Here is a 13,952-nt window from a genome sequence, read left to right as displayed (position 1 = left end):
GTCGATGTTGAAGAAGCGCCTGATCCCAAAATTCCTGCTGCGCGACGGCAGGCTCGTCAAATATGTTCGCTTCTTCGAGAACGAGCGAGCCGCCGGCAATCCGGTGACCACGGCGAAGGTCTACAACGACTACGGCGTCGACGAGCTGATCGTGCTGGACATCGTGCCGAGCGCGGCCTCGCGCGGCCGCGTCGTCGACATCATCGAACGGATGTCGGAAGAGATCTTCATGCCCTTCACCGTCGGCGGCGGGGTCAAGACGCTCGACGACGTCAACATGCTCTTGCGCGCGGGCGCCGACAAGGTGTCGGTGAACTCGGAGGCCGTGCGGCGTCCGGAGTTCCTGCGCGAGGCGGCACGGACCTTCGGCGATCAGTGCATGACGGTGTCGATCGACTACAAGAAGATCAGCCCCAACCACGCCAGTGTGTTCATCGACGGCGGACGCGAGCATGTCGCGCTCGATCCGATCGAATGGGCGCGGCGCTGCGAGGATCTGCATTGCGGCGAGGTGCTGCTCGGCTCGATCGACCGCGACGGCACCATGTCGGGCTACGACCTCGATATCATTCACAAGGCGGCGAACGTCTTGAGCGTGCCGCTGATCGTCTCCGGCGGCTGCGGTTCGCTCCAGCATGCGATTGACGCGCTGGAGGCCGGTGCGTCCGCGGTGGCGATCTCCTCGATGTTCCTGTTCACCGACCACAGCCCGATCAAGCTGCGCAGCCACCTGTTCTCGCGCGGCCTCGACGTTCGCGCCAGCTCCTCAAGCAGGAATTAGCCCCCCGTGCAGCTCTCGCTTGCCCGCAACGACCTCGCCCTCTATGTGCGCAAGCAGTTCGAGAACCTGTTCCCTGACGGGACCGACCTCGGCGATCTCCCGAGATTCGTCGATCTCGCGCTCGGTCGGATCGACCATTGTTTTTCGCGTTTCCGGCTGAAGGGATTTTTCGCCAACGGCGAGGCGCGGTTCTCGCACTGGCACTCCGACCAGTATGCGATCTTCCTTTATTATCTCGCCAATTCAGCCTTTCGCGAGCGGCCCGGCCATCCCATCGCGGACAAGGCCTATGCGCTCAACAAGGCGCTGCACGCGCTCGATGCGTTTTACGAGGTGGAGCTGCCCGACGTGTTTGCGGTCCAGCATCCGGTCGGCACCGTGCTCGGGCGCGCCAGCTATTCGGACTATTTCATTTGCTATCACAATTGCACGGTCGGCGCGAACCTCGACAACGACTATCCCTCGTTCGGCCGCGGCATCGCGATGTATGGTGGCAGCCGAATCATCGGCAAGACCGCGGTGGGCGACAACACCTTCGTCTCGACGGGCGCTATCGTGATCGACGGCGGCGCGCTTGCCGCCGACAGCATTTTGCACGGCATTTATCCGAAGGCAGCGAGGTCGCCGACGTCGCGCAACGTGGTGCGCGACATCTTCGGCAGCTAGCGTTCTCCGCCGATCGGCTTGCCGCTCAATTGCGAGCGCCAGATCCCGAACGTCAGCAGGGGCCAAAGCGCATAGGCGTGATTGCTCTTCCTCTCCGCGTGTTCCTGCCAGAGGTCGCGGACCGCGTTCGGCTCGAGATAGGGTTCGAAGATCTCGCGTGAGCGCACGAAGAGGTCCGTGCAGAGCGGCCTGAGCGCGCCACGCAACAGCGCGGCAAGCGGACTGTTGAACCCGCGCTTGGGGCATTGCAGATGACTTCATCCGCGCCCTTCCGCCGGAGGGCATCGCGCGGCAGCGGCTTGGTCGGTTCGCGCAGCGGCGCGATCAGTCGAGGCTGCACTGACCCGAAAATTCCATGATCCCCCGATCGAGGAATGGAATGCGGATCTCGACGCCATCCGCCATGCTCATTGCGTCAGTCTTCATCAGAAGGCCGCTCGGCAGGTGGTAGGTCTGGCCGGCGATCAGACAGCGATCCAGATGGTCCGATCCGTCGGCACCGTCGATGGCGAGGCGATAGCCGGTCGTCGGGCTGGTGCGCGCGAGATGATGTAACGCGGGCCCATAGAGTGCTGGAATCAGGAACTCCGGAATATATGGTCGCCATTCCGCGTGTGCATGTGGGCCGCCAGGGGCCAGGCCGAGCAGAAACCGTGACAGCAGTGCGGCCCGGGGCAGCCTCGATTCGTTGGCGCCGAGGCCGGAATAGGCGAGTCGGCCGATCGATCGCGCGATCCAGTCCGGAACGAGTGGGCCAAAGGCTGATGCCAGGCGCAAGGCCCGGTAGGTCGGATATTCGCCAAAGAACTCGTCGGCGCCGTCGCCTGACAGAGCGACGGTCGAATTGCGGCGAAGCTCGCGCGTCAGGAGCAGTAGGGGACCGGCGCTCTCGTCGGCCACCTGCCCGTCGAAATGGTGGACGACGCGCGCGAGCGTTGCGGCCGAATCCGGATCGCTGCTGATGGGAACGATTCGGTGCGGCAGCGAGGTTTGCGCGGCGACGATCGCGGCAATCGCTGTCTCATCGTGGCTTTGCTCGGAAAACGAGGCGGTCACGAGCAGGAAGGAGTCGCGGTTCGCCAGCGAATAGGCGATCAATGAACTGTCGATTCCGCCGCCCTGGAGCAGTCCGACCGGCACGTCGCTGATCAGTTGCTCTGCGACGACCTGATCGAACAGCCTGACGAAAGCATCCGTCGCTTCCTTGAGATCGGCAAAGCGCGCCTTGCGATGTGGCCGCGAGCCTTCGGCGGCCTTCGAGGTTCTCAAGCGCAATCTGGCGGAAGAAGCTGGTCGCGTGATCTTTCTGAACCTTGCCGGACACGAGATCCCGACCGACGCCGAGTTCGATTTCGTCGTATCGATCGGCGTGATCCACCACATTCCTGACCCGAATCCCATCATTGCAGCTTCGTTGCGAGCGTCCGGGCGGCAGGATGATCGTGTGGCTCTACGGAAAGGAAGGAAGCGGCCTCCTCGTGCAGAGCATTCGCGCTTTGCGCGCGGCGACCACGCGGCTGCCGTACGTGATGGTGGCGGCCATCGCCTCGCTCCTGACGCTTGCGCTGGATGTCTACATCTTCGGGTGCCGCTACGTGTAGTGGTTGCCGCTCCGCGACTACATCAACAACGTTGTGGGCCGTTTCTCTCGCTCGAAACGCTATCTGGTCGTCTACGATCAGTTGCGCCCCGCCTATGCGAAGTACTATGGCGAAGCGGAAGCGCGAGCGCTTCTCGAATCAAACGGCTTTTCGGACGTCCGACTGCATTTTCGCCATGGGTACAGCTGGACGATCGTTGGAACGCGGCCAGAGGTCAGGTCAGCCGCTTGAATCCGGAATGGGCGACGGGGCCGCGCAGCAACTGCTTGACGGCCTTCTGGTCGACCGCGGTGCGCAAGTCCCGGAACACCTCGGTCACCGTCTCCAGGTAGCGGTCGACATGGGCGTCGGTGTGGGCCCACATCGCGTAGAACGAGCCGGTGGCGAGGATGCCGCGGTCGAGCATCATCTGCGTGAACAGCGTGCGCACCTCCTGCGCATCGGGCAGGTCGAAGGCGAAATGGCCTAGCGGCGAGATTCCGGAGACGTGCAGCGGCATGCCGGTGGCTTGTGACGCCTCGGTCCATCCTTTCTGGATGCGACTGCCGATCCGCATCAGGTGCCCGGCGACGTTCTGTTCACGATGCTTGCGCAGGGTGGCAAGGGCCGCGACCGGGCCGACCCGCTCGGTCCATGCCGTCGAGCTGACGAAGGTCTCTTGCGCGGCATCCATCACCGAGGCGCGGCCGACGATCGCGGCCATGGGGAAGCCGTTGGCGATGGCCTTGGCGAACACGGCGATGTCGGGGTCCACACCGTAGGCGAGATGCGCGCCGCCGGAGTTGATGCGGAAGCCGGAGGTCACTTCGTCGAAGATCAGCGCGGCGCCGCAGCGGTCGGCGAGCGCGCGGATGCCCTTGATGAAGGGGGGCTCGGGCTCGCTGGAGCGCACCGGCTCCATCACGATCGCAGCGAGCCGCTCGCCATGGGCGGCGACGATCGCCTCGATCTCGTCGAGCTTGTTGAAATGGAACGGATGCATCAGGCCGGCGAGACCGCGCGGCACGCCCTTGGTGTCGAGGCCGGGCAGCAAATGGCCGTCGAGCGCGGTGGTTTCGCCCAGATTGGCGCTGAGATACCAGTCGTGCCAGCCGTGATAGCCGCAGAACGCCACCATGTCGCGACCGGTCGCCGCACGCGCGATGCGCACCGCAATCGCCATGGCCTCGCCGCCGGCGCGGCCGAAGCGCACCATGTCGGCCCAGGGGTGCAGCTCCACCAGCAGTTCCGCGAGCTCGATATCCTCGGCGCAGTTCAGGGTCGACATCGACCCCATGTCGATCGCGGTCTTCACGGCCGCATCGACGTCGGGATCGGCAAAGCCCAAAATGGTGGCGCCGATGCCGCAATAGCTCATATCGAGATAGGTCTTGCCGTCGAGATCGACGACTTCGGCGCCCTTGGCCGATTTGAAATAGGTCGGCCACTGCTCCGGCAGGAACATTTCCGGCCGCTTTGAGAGCAATTGCGTCCCGCCGGGCATGACCTTGCGCGCGCGTCGGTACATCGTCTGAGCAGTATTCGACATCTTCGTCCGCCGAAAGATTATCGTCGTCGTTATCGGAAACTCCGTGAGAAGGCAAGACCGGAGAGCCTAGGAAAATCTTTGATGATTGAATAACTTAGTCAATCACAGTTGACGAGGCTTTCTAGTTCGAAGTACGAGGGCATAAAGCTGGGGCGGTCGTCCTGCATCCGAGACTTAAGAGCGCTGGGTCTGATAAGGAGTGTGCCCAAAGCCGAAAACTGGATGCTCTAAGTCATTCTCATCACGTGGTGCGAAGGGATGCTGTTATGAGGGACGTAGGGTCAATTCCCGAGATGACTGAAGCGGTCCGCCGCCCGGGGAAGATATCCATCGTAATTCCCATCTTCAACGAAGAAGACAATATAGAGCCGCTTTACGCCGCGCTCGTAAAAGTAAGCTCGACTTTGGATCGAGATGTCGAAGTGATCTTGGTTGATGACGGATCGACCGACCAATCGAGAAAGCGTCTTGAGCGTTTGGCAGCTTCTGATCCGCGCTTCAAAGTGATTGCCTTTGCCAGAAACTGCGGCCAAACAGCTGCGATGATGGCCGGAATTGATGCGGCCGAAGGTGATATCATCGTGCCTATGGACGGCGACCTGCAGAATGATCCGGCCGACATTCCCCACCTCCTAGCCAAGATGGAGGAGGGATTTGACGTCGTGTCGGGTTGGCGTCGGGATCGGCAGGATAACGCCCTTTTCAGAAACTTCCCATCTCGACTGGCAAACCTGCTGATCTCCTGGTTGTCTGGCCTCTCGCTTCACGATTACGGCTGCACACTGAAGGCGTACCGCGCCGATCTCCTGCGTGGCTTTCGCCTTTATGGAGAAATGCACCGTTTCATCCCGATCTATGCGGCTTGGCAGGGCGGGCGGGTGACCGAAATGCCAGTCATGCATCATCCGCGGCGAGCCGGCAAATCAAAATACGGGCTCGAGCGCGTGTTCAAGGTAGTGCTCGATCTTTTGTTGGTTAAATTTCTGACGCGTTACGAAACAAAGCCGATCTATGTTTTTGGCGGAGCCGCCGTCGCATTCTTTGCTCTTGGATTTTTCGCAGGCATTTACGCGCTTTGGCTCAAGTTCGCCGACGGCATCACATTCATCCAGACCCCCCTGCCGCTTCTTGTCTCTCTGTGCGCCATAACTGGCACGATGTGCATCCTAATGGGTTTGCTCGCTGAGCTGATGGTGCGAATCTATTTTGAATCGCAGAGCAAGCGCATCTACGATGTGAGGTACAGGCTCAATTTCGACGTCAAGAGCAACTGAGATGTGCGGAATTGCGGGATTTGTCGGCCCGGAGAATCCCATCGCCCTAAAGGCGATGGGTGATGAGCTCGCTCATCGCGGCCCCGACGGGGAGGGCTTCTTTTCCGACCCCATGAGACGCGTTCATTTTGCGCATCGACGCCTAGCCATCCTGGATATTGATGGGGGCATTCAACCGATGTCTCTTCCGGACGGCAGGCTGACGGTCATCTTTAACGGCGAAATCTACAATCACCGCGAACTCCGGTCGCGGCTGGAAGCGCGTGGGCATCGCTTCCAAACCTCGCACAGCGACACCGAGGTGCTGCTTCATGGCTGGCTTGAGTGGGGCGCCGATCTCCTGCTCAAGCTCAACGGCATGTTTGCTTTCGCACTCTTTGATAGGACTAAGGACCGTTTGCTCCTGGCTCGAGACCGGTTCGGCGAGAAGCCGTTGTTTTGGGCAATGAAGAACGGCGAGTTTGTCTTTGCATCCGAGCTCGGTGCACTGATCAAGCATCCTTCCCTCAAAGGAACAAGCATTGACCGGCTGGCGATCCAGAAGCTCTTTGCCTATAGTTTCATTCCAGGTACCAAGACACCGCTTGCTGGCGTTCAGCGTCTTCGGCCGGGCAGTTGGCTCGAACTCGACGTGTCTCACTGTCGTCGCGGTTCTTTGCCGGTTCCGGTTGAGCGATCCTACTGGCGCTTTTCGATTTTGCCCGATATGGCGCCGCCCGGAGATGAAGATGATTGGGCCGAAGAGCTAGATCATCTTCTTGGTAAATCCGTATCAGCGCGTCTGGAAAGCGACGTGCCGCTCGGCCTGTTTCTGTCCGGCGGCGTGGATTCGTCGGCGATCCTGGCGCATGCGGCGGATACGCGCGACCCTAAGACCATCGACGCGTTCTCGATCGGGTTCACCGAGTCTAGCTTCGACGAGTCTAGGTACGCCGAACGGGTCGCCAGGCAAATCGGATGCAACTGGCACGTCAATACTTGCGATCTAGATGGGCTGCGCTCGGAGCTCGGCGCTTTGCTCGGGCGGATCGACGAACCGATGGGGGACAGTTCCGTCGTTCCGACTTCGATGTTGTGCAAATACGCGTCGGAGAGTGTTAAGGTTGCGCTGTCGGGCGACGGAGGCGACGAGCTCTTTGCCGGCTATGATCCCTTCAAGATTCTCGGGCTCGCCCGGACGTATCACACGATGGTTCCGCGCAAGGTCCATCGGGCGATCTCCATTCTGGCGTGCCGTCTGCCGCCGTCCGAACGCAACATGAGTTTCGACTTCAAGGTCAGGCGCGGCCTGAGAGGACTCAGCCTGAAGCCGTCGATGTGGAATGCGGCCTGGCTTGGAGCCCTCAGCGGTCAAGAGATCTCGGAGCTCTTCGAGGACGAGGTCGCTTCCGAGACGCTGTACGAGGAGGCAATTACGCTGTGGGAGCAATCGGACGCCCCTGATGATGCGAACCGCACGCTGGAATTCTTCACCAATCTCTATCTGCCCGACGACATTCTGGTGAAGTCTGATCGCAGCTCGATGCTCGAATCGCTCGAGGTCCGGGCCCCCTTTCTCGACAATGATGTCGTGGAGTTCGCAAGGCGCCTGCCGATTGACGTCAAGTTGCGCAAGGGCGTGAGCAAGTGGATCCTGAAGCGTTCGCTGCGCCACCGGTTGCCTGAGGACATTCTCCACCGACCGAAGAAGGGCTTCGGCGCGCCGATCGCGCGGTGGCTGCGGGAGCTTCCGATGCCGGTCTCGCCACGAACGAACTTCCTCAATCAGGGCGTCCTGTCGCGGCGCTGGGCTGACCACGCGGCAAAAAAGTGCGACGACCGGGGAGCGCTGTGGATCTGGCTTGGCCTGGACGCGCGCCTGCCCCGGCTAGCCCCATAGGATGATCGGCCGTGCTTGGCTGGCTTCAGCGGCGCTGGAACGAAGTGTGCGATCGGACGATCGGCTCCGACGTATTTTGGGATCTTGCGGTCGACCACCGTACCGCCTACGGTGCGCTTCTGCCGATGATCCATCGCCACGTGAAAGGTAGCGCGTTGGATTTGGGTGCCGGGAGGCTGGCCTGGCGCGCCGCGATCCGCTCTAGGGCCAGCAGCTACTTCGCAACGGACGCGTTCCCCACGCATCCGGATCTCGATTTCGTCTCCGACGCGCAAGGACTGCTTCCGGTCCCGGACAGCACCTTTGACGCCATCTTCTGCTGCTCGGTTCTTGAACACATGCCGCAGCCGTGGACGGCGCTTCCCGAGCTGCTACGTGTGCTCAAACCGGGCGGTGTCCTGATCCTCTCGGTGCCGTTCCTCTATTATCTTCACGGTCAGCCGCACGACTACTTCCGCTTCACCCGCTACGGGGTGGAGAAGCTCGCCCGTGACGCGGGGTTCGAAATCGTCGAGCTCTCAGCCGCCGGCGGCCTCGCGCATGCGACGCTGCAGGCGGGCAGCATGCTGACGACATCGCTATTGTATTCTCCCGGCTTCCCTCATGCGGCCCGCTCGGCGAGCTGGTTGCTAACGTCGGTCGCAAGGCTATTGGACTCGGCGGATCGCGGCCAGGTGTTCGCCCAGTCCATCAATGCGGTGTTGCGCCGGCCGGCCTAATGTTTTGCAAGATGGTGTAGCGTCCGCCGGACGAGGTGAATACGGCCGTATATGAGCTGGCCGGGAGAGTGAGGGGACTGCTTGTCTCAATCAAGGCGTAAGAAAAATATGAATCGCCGGCCTGCAGTAGGGTGGTTGCGGAGGCTCTTCCGGCCTGCTCGCAGTCCCAGTTGGGATTGCTTTGGCCTCCCCAGCAATTGACTTCGTTGTTGCCGGACATGATCGCAAAATGGACTGGATGGAGACTGGGCGCGCTCATTCCGATTGGTGTCCTTCGAATTTGTCTGGCCCTGAACCAGTCGGCAGTCTCGAAGGCTTCGGCAGCGTGCGGTTCGGTCTTAACGAATTGAAACCGATACGAAGTCTGCAGCAGAAACTGCTGATTGATGCAGAATACCGCGACAATGACGTAAGCGGCCTTGACGAGTTGAGCGTCGAATTTGCCCGAAGTCTTGCTTGAAATTAGGTGGTAGGCCTCGGCTCCCCCCATCGCGGCAAAGAACAACAGCATCGGTGTAAATACCTGGTAGTATCGCGCCACATTGCGAACATCGATTAGCAAATTCGCCGCGCTGTAGTTCTGCAGAAGATAGGTGCTGACCGGAAGGACCAGCAGATAAATGAGGACGACCGCTTCGTAGAGCGGGAGGTACATCATGATGAAGCCCGCTCCCGAGCGCTTTCGTAAGGAGGCGACGGCCCCGATCGGCACCAAAGCCAGCAGCGGCAGGGGGAGTGTCGCGGCGATTACATCGAGCTTCTCCATTTTGTAGTTGAGGACGGCCATCAGGTAGCTGAACACGCGTGCCGGGCTGAAGCTGAGCAAGGAAAAGAACTTGTCGGAGGTCCCGGTATTGCGCAAAAAGCCTATCGCATCGGCGGTCCACAGCAGGCGGACCGTGTAGTTTGCGACCACGATCAGCGCCAGGAAGGCAACTGCTTTCAAGGCCGCTGGCCGGCCGGACTGGTCGTGCCGGTACTTCCAGTAGATGATCCATAGGAGGAATGCTGCAAGGATCAGGCCCTCGTGGCGGATCAATACCGAAAAGCCGGCGATGGCGGCGAGTGTTAGGGGAGCCCGAGGCGGCCAATAAACCAGAACTGCGAAGAATAGGGTCACCAGGAAGGTCAGTAGCGCCGTCGGGTTGAGATACAGGCCGGAGATGCAGAATTGAGCGTTGGTCAACAGCAGAATGACTGCAATCATTGCGGTGCGATCGCTTCCGAAACGGCGAACGAGGAAGAACAGAGGAAGTGCCGTCAGACCGACAAAAATCGTCGTGATCGCGGTCGACGCGTGCATTATGAGCGTATAACGATCCGCGATGGACAGCCCATGTAAGGCCTTGCCTATTAGCAAAGGAAGCAGCCATGGTTGGCGATCTGCGACCAGTAGCTCGCCATGATAGGCTTGATCGATCAAATAGAAGGGCGCCAACGGGTCATTTTGAAGATACGCTACATGCCCTGTCGCCATCACCAAAAGAACAATGATATTGAAAAGGGCAAGTGCGAGAACGGTTGTTGCCGGAGAGATTCGAGATAAGAAACACATCATTGCTGCTGGCGTCCGCTGACGAACTCGCGCAATAGTGGCATTCATTGGTCTAGATGTCTAACGAAGGTATGCTTCAGCCCATTTCCATATTTCATTTCGTGCAAATCAATGGCATTGAGCTGGCTGCGGCTCTCATTCTGTGTGGGCTGTTCGCGGCTTTCGCTCGAAGGAAGGGAAAAACGCTCGTTCACGCGGGAGCGGTTATGCTCCTCATGCTCGTTCCCGTTGCACTTTCAGTCGAACGGGACACCCAATTCATGACGATCGATGAAACAGGGCTGACGAACCTGTTGCTGGAGCCGGCCAATCGAGGACATGGTCAACTGGCATCCGGCGCGCTCCGCACGACATTGCCGGTAGCGGTCCATCTCGTGCGGCTGGCGGAAAACTTAGGTCTTCCAGAAGATCGCATCCGCATGATTCTGAAGATCGGCCATTGGCTGCTCGGTTCGTGTTTGCTCCTGGTCGTCTATCTGTTACTCGCCAAGCTGGGCGGATTTGATCCCTTCAGTCCGGGAATGGTCATCCTGGCGGTGACGAGCCTGTTTACCTTTCCGATGACCAATATCACGATCAAAACATTCAACTATGATCTGATTTCCTCCCTCGGCGCGGTCATTGCGCTGCTCTTGGTCAGCGTCGCATTTGCCAGCAGCCAGCGCATGAGCGTTCAGGCCTTCTCTGCAGCGATTGTCGTGGCAACACTGGCGGCGCAGGAAAAGCTCTCCGGTTCTCCGATTCTGTTCATAGTTCTGATAGCTCCGGCAGTCTTTGCTGCTACCCGATGGCCGATGCGCCCGATCACTGCAGGTGTGGCCGACACTATTGCCGGGATTCTGCTCTCGCTGTCCATCTCGGTGGCCTCCACGCTGCTGTACGTCATTGGGGTCCCTTCTGTTCTGTGGGGCGGAGTCTGGCCAGGAATCGTCGATGCGATGAGCTCGTGGACTTGGATTCCACTGTTGGTCCTGTCGGGAAAAGGCGGCGGGGAAATTCCCAGCCGTGTGGCTGCCGTGACGATGGCCATTGGATCCTTGGTGGGGGCGGCGGTGCTGCTCGGAAGCTGGAGCCAACGATTGAAGGCCGCCAAGCTCCCGTTGGCAGTGCGGCATTTTCCGGCGACCGTTGCCGGCATCATGATTCTTGGCTTTGGCGCAGGTCTGGTCTCAGCAGCTCTGCTGCAGCCCTATTGGGCGCCGTTCTATCCGAGTCCGATAACTCCATCCTTTGCGTTGAATGGAGTGTGGCTGCATTTCGGTTTCGACGGTCTCGCGATCACCAGACTCGCATATTTGGGTTATGCCTTCGAAATCCTAATCGTTGCGATTCCGACTCCGCTGTTCATCATGGTGCTCCTCGCATGCATACTCTTGCTGACCGGACGTAGACCGTGCGACGCCACCGCTGGTTTTCTCTTCGTTGTGGCGCTGGCACTGATCCTGATCGGCGCGCTGTTGCAGGTGCCGTTAGCCCACCGATATCTAAACACGCCCTTATTCCTGATTCTCGCTGCGTCTCTGCTAGTCATATTGTCGAGCGCCCAGACGTATGGTCTGGTGAATCGAACGAGGAGCGTTGGTCTTGCCGCCATTGCTTTCATGGCAGCATTGTTCTTGATCCTGGAGACGGTGCCGTTCCGGCCGCTATACGCTGCTTTTCGACCGTTCTGGCTAAATTATCCGGACGCCGATCATGCGGAGGCCGGTCGATTGAATCCATCCTGGATGGGATGGGGCGAGGAACGCGCGCTCCTGGGTGAGAAGTTCGAGGAGTTCTGCGGGAGATCGCCGGACATCTGTCGAAATGGGCGAATCTTTCACTTGTATTATGGACGATGGCTGCCGGAGCGGCCGCGGTCATTCGAGATATTTGATGCCGCAAATGTCGTCGGAGAAGAGCCCTTGGGCGATCACGATTATTATCTGTTCAATCGGAGCCGTATCGTTCAGGGCTTTCCGCAACCGAAATCACGTCCTATCCTGACCCTCGACTTTCGCGGCTACGAAATGGCTTGGCTCTACCGCGGCTCGGATCTTGCCGCAGAGAACTACGGTTTCGGAAGGTGAGTCTGACTTGTCGACGGCCGGCCCGAGAACATCAGTAGCAGGCCGCCGATGAGGCTCGTTCCAAGGATCAACGCTCTGCTGAAGGCGGCAAAGGCAATGGCCGGCTCGTGCGCAACGCCCAAGAGCTGAAACAGCGCGACGAGGCCGGCTTCCTGCAGCCCGATGCCGTTGATGGAGACGGGCATCAGCGCCGCCAGCGTCACGAGGCCGATGACGGCGGTGAGCTGGATGACGTCTACCCTCATTCCGATCGCTTGCGCGATGATGAACTGGGCCAGGATCGACGCGGCGGAGCTTAGCACGGAGAACAGGACCGCGAGCGCAAGGACGCGAGGCAGGCCGGCGAGGCGGAGTGCGCGTGCGGTGGCCGCGGCCATTTTCTGGCCCATTCTCGTGACGACCGGACGGAACGAGGGGCTGCGGCTCGCCAGGACACCCAGTATCCCCACCACAGCAAGCGCTGGCACGATCCAGATCGCGAGCGATGCGGCGGAGATTGTGGTCACGCTCGGCCGCAGCTCCCAGAAGTTGGTGGAGGGCAGGGCTGCGGCCGTCATCAGCACGACGACGACCAGGCTCAGCAAACGGTCGGCGACGAGAGTCAGGACCGCGAGGTTCAGGTCGTGGCCGCCGCGCGTGAGCGCTGCCGCCCGGTAAACGTCGCCGCCAACTGTGCTGGGAAGGAAGTTGTTAGTGAAGAAACCGATGAAGGTCAGTCGCATCACGTCGAGCGGCGGAAAGCTCGTCTCCTGGCCGCGCAGCAGCACCCATAGCCGTAACGCGCCGAACACCTGACTGGTCGCAAAGACGACGAGCGAGATGGCAAGAACTGCCGGAGGAAAACCGGCGATCGTGCTGATGGTCGCAGAATCGACCTTCGAGAGCAACCACAGGATCAGCGACACGGAGATCAGCAATTGACAGCCGCGCCAGGCCAGCCGTGAGACCTGCGGGGCGTTCGTCCATTGCCGAAGCAGGCCGGGGCGAAGCTTCATGACGTCCTGACGAAGGTGAGAACGATGGGAGTCTCCCAGCGCAATACTCGTGCAATGCCAAGCAGGATTGTGATGACACCGAGCCGGTGGAATACTCGCAACAGGTTCTTGGCGAGCCCCAGCGTCGAATACTCCTCGAAATTCAGCGACCGCACACGCTCGTCGAACAGCGCCTGGCCCCATCCCTTGACCTCGATCCTGTCGCCGAATGGTGCGATCCAGCGCTTCATCTTGGCGGGCGTGATCAGCTGCAGCGTGTCGACATAGGCCGGGTCCCGCCCTGCGAGGCGCACGCGAATCCGGCCGAGCCAGTGCGGGCTGTGGGGCAACCAGAGCAGGCCGTAATGGCCCTCCCACCAGCTGCCGAAATTCGGGATCACCATGTGGCAGACGCCGCCTGGTCGCAGCACCCGAAAGCACTCCTTCATCACCGCTGCGGGATCGGAGACATGCTCGAGCACGTTGGACGATATGACGGCATCGAAGCTCTGGTCAGGGAAGGGGATGTGCTCTCCGGCTCCATTGACGAGGAGCTCGGGATCGAGCCCGCAGCCGTCCAGAAGCTGCTGACCGAGCTCGTAAGTGCCGCTGAACTCTTCGCCACCCGGTTCCAGGCCGTATGCTTCGGCCCCGAACCGCAGCCGGGCCGTGGTGACGGTCAGGCCGAGCCCGGCGCCCACTTCGAGTAGCTTCAGTCCCTGCAACCTGCGGCCGCTTTCCTTCTCGAAAAGTGACAATTGGGCAATCGACCGTTTCACGTCTAGGCTGTCGTCCGTCATCCGATCAAGGTGATGCTGTGAACCCGCGATCGGGCCGAACGACTTGACATAGATCGGATAGAGTTGCTGCCGCAGCCTGCTGAACAGAGTGGGCTCCAGACAATCG

General features: G+C 60.3%; 13 protein-coding genes. 7 read left to right on the top strand and 6 right to left on the bottom strand.

Features of this window, described 5'->3' with window-relative positions:
* Window positions 1–4: 4 nt before the first annotated feature.
* Together N2604_RS29840 and N2604_RS29835 are read left to right on the top strand one after the other, a co-directional pair.
* On the top strand, window positions 5–781 hold the full coding sequence (locus tag N2604_RS29840; RefSeq protein WP_225182935.1) for an imidazole glycerol phosphate synthase cyclase subunit: 777 nt from the start codon (window positions 5–7) through the stop codon (window positions 779–781).
* 6 nt (window positions 782–787) lie between these two features.
* Complete coding sequence (locus tag N2604_RS29835) at window positions 788–1,447, top strand: hypothetical protein (protein WP_260371621.1); 660 nt, start codon at window positions 788–790, stop codon at window positions 1,445–1,447.
* Here the strand turns inward: N2604_RS29835 and N2604_RS29830 are convergent.
* Window positions 1,444–1,653 carry an asparagine synthase-related protein gene (locus N2604_RS29830; protein WP_260371620.1) on the bottom strand — a complete coding sequence of 70 codons (210 nt, stop codon included), beginning with the start codon at window positions 1,651–1,653 and terminating at the stop codon, window positions 1,444–1,446. The two genes, N2604_RS29835 and N2604_RS29830, sit on opposite strands and share 4 nt — an antisense overlap.
* 118 nt (window positions 1,654–1,771) lie before the next feature.
* Complete coding sequence (locus N2604_RS29825; RefSeq protein WP_260371619.1) at window positions 1,772–2,830, bottom strand: asparagine synthase C-terminal domain-containing protein; 1,059 nt, start codon at window positions 2,828–2,830, stop codon at window positions 1,772–1,774.
* Window positions 2,831–2,883: 53 nt separating this feature from the next.
* Here N2604_RS29825 and N2604_RS29820 point away from each other — a divergent pair, with 53 nt between their 5' ends.
* Window positions 2,884–3,048 carry a hypothetical protein gene (locus tag N2604_RS29820; RefSeq protein WP_260371618.1) on the top strand — a complete coding sequence of 55 codons (165 nt, stop codon included), beginning with the start codon at window positions 2,884–2,886 and terminating at the stop codon, window positions 3,046–3,048.
* Between the two features lie 214 nt (window positions 3,049–3,262).
* On the opposite strand, the gene N2604_RS29815 is transcribed toward N2604_RS29820, so the two are convergent.
* Entirely contained in the window at window positions 3,263–4,576 is a 1,314-nt protein-coding gene (locus tag N2604_RS29815) for an aminotransferase class III-fold pyridoxal phosphate-dependent enzyme (RefSeq protein ID WP_260371617.1), read from the bottom strand.
* 293 nt (window positions 4,577–4,869) lie between these two features.
* On the opposite strand from N2604_RS29815, the gene N2604_RS29810 reads away from it, so the two are divergent.
* Genes N2604_RS29810 through N2604_RS29800 form a run of 3 tightly spaced genes read left to right on the top strand, consistent with a single transcriptional unit; the run spans window position 4,870 to window position 8,448 of the window.
* Window positions 4,870–5,850 carry a glycosyltransferase family 2 protein gene (locus N2604_RS29810; protein WP_260371616.1) on the top strand — a complete coding sequence of 327 codons (981 nt, stop codon included), beginning with the start codon at window positions 4,870–4,872 and terminating at the stop codon, window positions 5,848–5,850.
* Between the two features lies 1 nt (window position 5,851).
* Window positions 5,852–7,729 carry an asparagine synthase (glutamine-hydrolyzing) gene (asnB, locus tag N2604_RS29805; protein ID WP_260371615.1) on the top strand — a complete coding sequence of 626 codons (1,878 nt, stop codon included), beginning with the start codon at window positions 5,852–5,854 and terminating at the stop codon, window positions 7,727–7,729.
* Window positions 7,730–7,740: 11 nt separating this feature from the next.
* Window positions 7,741–8,448 (top strand): class I SAM-dependent methyltransferase, encoded by a 708-nt coding sequence (locus N2604_RS29800; RefSeq protein WP_260371614.1) that lies wholly within the window; start codon window positions 7,741–7,743, stop codon window positions 8,446–8,448.
* Here the strand turns inward: N2604_RS29800 and N2604_RS29795 are convergent.
* Window positions 8,420–10,051: a hypothetical protein gene (locus N2604_RS29795; RefSeq protein WP_260371613.1), complete on the bottom strand. Its 1,632-nt coding sequence runs from the start codon at window positions 10,049–10,051 to the stop codon at window positions 8,420–8,422. The genes N2604_RS29800 and N2604_RS29795 overlap by 29 nt on opposite strands.
* Before the next feature lie 212 nt (window positions 10,052–10,263).
* On the opposite strand from N2604_RS29795, the gene N2604_RS29790 reads away from it, so the two are divergent.
* Window positions 10,264–12,072 (top strand): hypothetical protein, encoded by a 1,809-nt coding sequence (locus N2604_RS29790; RefSeq protein WP_260371612.1) that lies wholly within the window; start codon window positions 10,264–10,266, stop codon window positions 12,070–12,072.
* Here the strand turns inward: N2604_RS29790 and N2604_RS29785 are convergent.
* Both N2604_RS29785 and N2604_RS29780 read right to left on the bottom strand, forming a co-directional pair.
* Window positions 12,054–13,067: a lysylphosphatidylglycerol synthase transmembrane domain-containing protein gene (locus N2604_RS29785; protein ID WP_260371611.1), complete on the bottom strand. Its 1,014-nt coding sequence runs from the start codon at window positions 13,065–13,067 to the stop codon at window positions 12,054–12,056. The two genes, N2604_RS29790 and N2604_RS29785, sit on opposite strands and share 19 nt — an antisense overlap.
* The gene (locus N2604_RS29780) at window positions 13,064–13,825 is read right to left on the bottom strand and encodes a class I SAM-dependent methyltransferase (protein ID WP_260371610.1); all 762 of its coding nucleotides are present in this window, start codon (window positions 13,823–13,825) and stop codon (window positions 13,064–13,066) included. Before N2604_RS29780 ends, N2604_RS29785 begins: the two co-directional genes overlap by 4 nt.
* Window positions 13,826–13,952 lie beyond the last annotated feature (127 nt).

Origin of the sequence: Bradyrhizobium sp. CB1015, assembly GCF_025200925.1 — a bacterium.
In the GTDB taxonomy this organism is placed as follows: Bacteria; Pseudomonadota; Alphaproteobacteria; order Rhizobiales; family Xanthobacteraceae; genus Bradyrhizobium.
This window is presented reverse-complemented; position numbering and strand designations above follow the sequence as displayed.

Coding starts and splice junctions, on each gene's coding strand:
- N2604_RS29840 (WP_225182935.1), top strand. CDS start 5: ATGTTGAAGAAGCGCCTGATCCCAAAATTCCTGCTGCGCGACGGCAGG.
- N2604_RS29825 (WP_260371619.1), bottom strand. CDS start 2,830: ATGTGGTGGATCACGCCGATCGATACGACGAAATCGAACTCGGCGTCG.
- N2604_RS29820 (WP_260371618.1), top strand. CDS start 2,884: ATGATCGTGTGGCTCTACGGAAAGGAAGGAAGCGGCCTCCTCGTGCAG.
- N2604_RS29815 (WP_260371617.1), bottom strand. CDS start 4,576: ATGTCGAATACTGCTCAGACGATGTACCGACGCGCGCGCAAGGTCATG.
- N2604_RS29810 (WP_260371616.1), top strand. CDS start 4,870: ATGACTGAAGCGGTCCGCCGCCCGGGGAAGATATCCATCGTAATTCCC.
- asnB (WP_260371615.1), top strand. CDS start 5,852: ATGTGCGGAATTGCGGGATTTGTCGGCCCGGAGAATCCCATCGCCCTA.
- N2604_RS29795 (WP_260371613.1), bottom strand. CDS start 10,051: ATGAATGCCACTATTGCGCGAGTTCGTCAGCGGACGCCAGCAGCAATG.
- N2604_RS29790 (WP_260371612.1), top strand. CDS start 10,264: ATGACGATCGATGAAACAGGGCTGACGAACCTGTTGCTGGAGCCGGCC.
- N2604_RS29785 (WP_260371611.1), bottom strand. CDS start 13,067: ATGAAGCTTCGCCCCGGCCTGCTTCGGCAATGGACGAACGCCCCGCAG.